The sequence below is a fragment of the Ruminococcus bromii genome (genome assembly GCF_002834225.1).
Classification (GTDB): domain Bacteria; phylum Bacillota; class Clostridia; order Oscillospirales; family Acutalibacteraceae; genus Ruminococcoides; species Ruminococcoides bromii.
Window position 1 is genome coordinate 1 of sequence record NZ_NNSR01000020.1, and the last position, 2,960, is coordinate 2,960.

The following is a 2,960-nucleotide window of genomic DNA, read 5'->3' on the forward strand; positions in this document are numbered from 1 at the left end:
ACAAAGGCGAAATTTCAAAAATAAACATAAATCTCTCATCTTTAAAATGTTAAAACTAATTCAGGCACGAGAAAGAGGCATACCGCACGGTATGCCTCTTGTTTTGATGACTTTGTTTTTACAAAACTTAAAATAAAATACAAGAACTTTTTTGTCTTATGCCTATTATTATCTCAACTAATTCTACAATTTACTTTTCAAATTTGTATGGTTTCCTAACAAAAGAAATATATTCTTTAGAAATCGCACCGTATTTTTGATAGTTGTGTATCGCATCAAACAGACTAATAGAATTAGCTCCACCTGAATAATTCGGATTATCATTCTGTATTGGATCATATTCCCAAAAACAAACAGGACATATTTCATACAAAGAATTGTTCTCTGTATTTAGTGTTTTACAACCACAACAAGGACATTTTCTTTTCAAAAAAAGCACCACACTATTTATATTTTTTAACTTGAGATCTCCAATATCTAATACCCTCTCTTGGTCTAATGCATCATAAGAATAATCGTATGACAAAACGCTATCACTGCCGTATGACTGACTGTACTTGCTGACAAGGTTAGTAGTTGAATTTTCAGCCTTGCCGTTTGCGTACTCATAGTCTGTATTAAATACAAGAGTACCATCACTGCGGACAGTTCTGACCTGTGTAGTTCTACCGAAATCATTATGCTTGAATTGTTACACTGGCATTCCACTTTCATTATAACCATGCATAAATACAAATGCAACACAATCTACTCTTTCGCCACTATTTTCGGGACTTATTGACAAACTTTCTTGCTGATTTTGGAGGTATTGACATTGAATTTCAAACCCCATAATATAGTAAAAAACGGAAAACAGTTAGACATGACACCGTTTTCCGTTTTTTTAAACTAACTAATCAATTCTTCAAAAGTTTCAATAGGCATTAAACATCCACTTATAAATTCTCCGATAAAATTATTCGGATCAGTAAAATACTCTATTGTTTCATTATCAGTCATATTTATAATATTCTCACGCGCCTTTTTTATATAAAGTTTAGAATCTTTTTTATTACTATATTTAGATAGTAATAAAAAATTATTAACATGAAATTCATATAAGGCAATAGATTTTTTTAAAAAAGCTATCATCTCATCTTCTTGTTCTTTGTAGAGCGATTGTAATGCTAACAAATAATCAACCATAGATTTATATTCATTACTTGCTTTTTGAGAATAGGACAGCATTTTATTTATAAATTTTTTTGGTTCACCATTCCAAACTATCGAAAGGTAAAAACCAATTAAACTAATTCTTTTATCATCAAAAATATCCTGTTCATATTGTAACAAACATATTGCTGACTCATAATTTTCTACGGGAGCAAGAGTTTGCAATATAGCTAATCTCAATGCATTCTCAGCATTATTACTAATATTTTGTAACAATTTATCCTGATAATCAAAATAACCTTCATCGTTATCATATGGCTTTATCAAATCAAATTTTTGAAACATCAACATTCTCCCTTACATTTACTATACAAAAAATAGATACTTAAAGCAAACTTATAACAAATATAAATCACTTTAATAATTTTCCAACAACACTTTTTGCCCATCCCACGAAGGCATCCAAACTTAACACTTTACCATCTTTAAAATAAAATCTAATAGTTACCTTTATTCCACGTATGATGGTGTGTATTTCATTTGAGCCATTTTGTGCTTTGACAATTTTAGAACTCATAATTCTAAACACTTTATTAAAAATGGACCTTTGTGAAGTTCCTAATTTCATTATTCCACCCTTAATGTGTTTTTTAGAAAAAATGTGTCTCGCATATTTAGCAAAAAGTTGATTTGCTATTTGACCAGACGAACCACCCATACCTAAAAACCATAAAACTATTCTAGGCATTCGTCGCATAACTGATGGGTGTGACAATAAAAATTTTGTAATTATTTTTAGCATAGCAGTTCCAGCAAACCAACCAATAACTGCTCCACCAATGGTAACTCCCGCTCTTATAGCCCAGTATTTCCATCCACTTTTATATCCTAATTTTTTAGCAACATAATCACCTAAAAACCATCCTGCAATACCGCCTATTGCTGCCATTGCCCATTGTAAAGGAGTTCCAAATTTTCCTGTTTTATCCACATGAATAATCGGATTATTTTCACAATAAGCAAACATATTAGTGCTTAATGTAGTGTCTGTACCAGTATCGCAATATATATCCGCATTCAAAAATCTGCCTGTGAATGGATCATAGTAGCGGCTTTGGAGATAATAGAGTGAAGTTTCGGTATCATAAACATAGCCACGGTAACGAATTGGGTTCAGTTCACGGACTGTCGTGTCACCTTTGGTATCTTTTATGTTACCCCAAGAGTCATAAACATAGCTTGCAACTTCTGTACCTGCGAGGTCAATAATTCTGATTACATCACCCTGCAAGTTCTTCACATAAAAGTACATTGTACCGTTATATGAGAATGATGTTGCACTTCCGTCACTGTCGTAGTAGAACAACAGAGTATCATTACCCTTTACAAGGGCAATAAGGTTTTTGTTGCTGTCGTAGTAATAGTTGGTCTTAACTCCGTCAACGGTTTTCTGTGTTCTCATACCGTTTGAGTCATAACTCATTTGAATAGAACTATCGGAAGTGTTGATTTTCTTGAGAATTCTTCCGTTCTCCCATTCAAAACTCATTCCGTCACGGTATGAAAGCGGATTGCCGTTTGCATCGTAGGTAATATTGTCACCATTGATTTTTGTCAGTTTGTCTTTCCAGCTTGTATCGGTGTACTCATATGTATTACCATGCTGTGTTCCTGTAGGATAACCGTAGTTTGGATCAAGAACCTGTTCATATTTATTTTGCAGGTTTCCTGCTCCGTCATAAGAATAGTTAATGTAGAACTTATTTACATAATCATATTCTTCTTTAAGCTCGTTAAGACTGTCATAA

General features: G+C 32.7%; 3 protein-coding genes. All 3 read right to left on the minus strand.

Features of this window, described 5'->3' with window-relative positions:
- Nucleotides 1-190: 190 nt before the first annotated feature.
- Nucleotides 191-526 (minus strand): CPCC family cysteine-rich protein, encoded by a 336-nt coding sequence (locus RBATCC27255_RS01095; protein ID WP_242958527.1) that lies wholly within the window; start codon nucleotides 524-526, stop codon nucleotides 191-193.
- A gap of 362 nt (nucleotides 527-888) precedes the next feature.
- On the minus strand, nucleotides 889-1,497 hold the full coding sequence (locus RBATCC27255_RS01100; RefSeq protein ID WP_101028355.1) for a hypothetical protein: 609 nt from the start codon (nucleotides 1,495-1,497) through the stop codon (nucleotides 889-891).
- 67 nt (nucleotides 1,498-1,564) lie between these two features.
- Nucleotides 1,565-2,960 (minus strand): RHS repeat-associated core domain-containing protein (locus RBATCC27255_RS01105; RefSeq protein ID WP_242958529.1); only part of this gene is annotated, 1,396 nt, incomplete at its 5' end.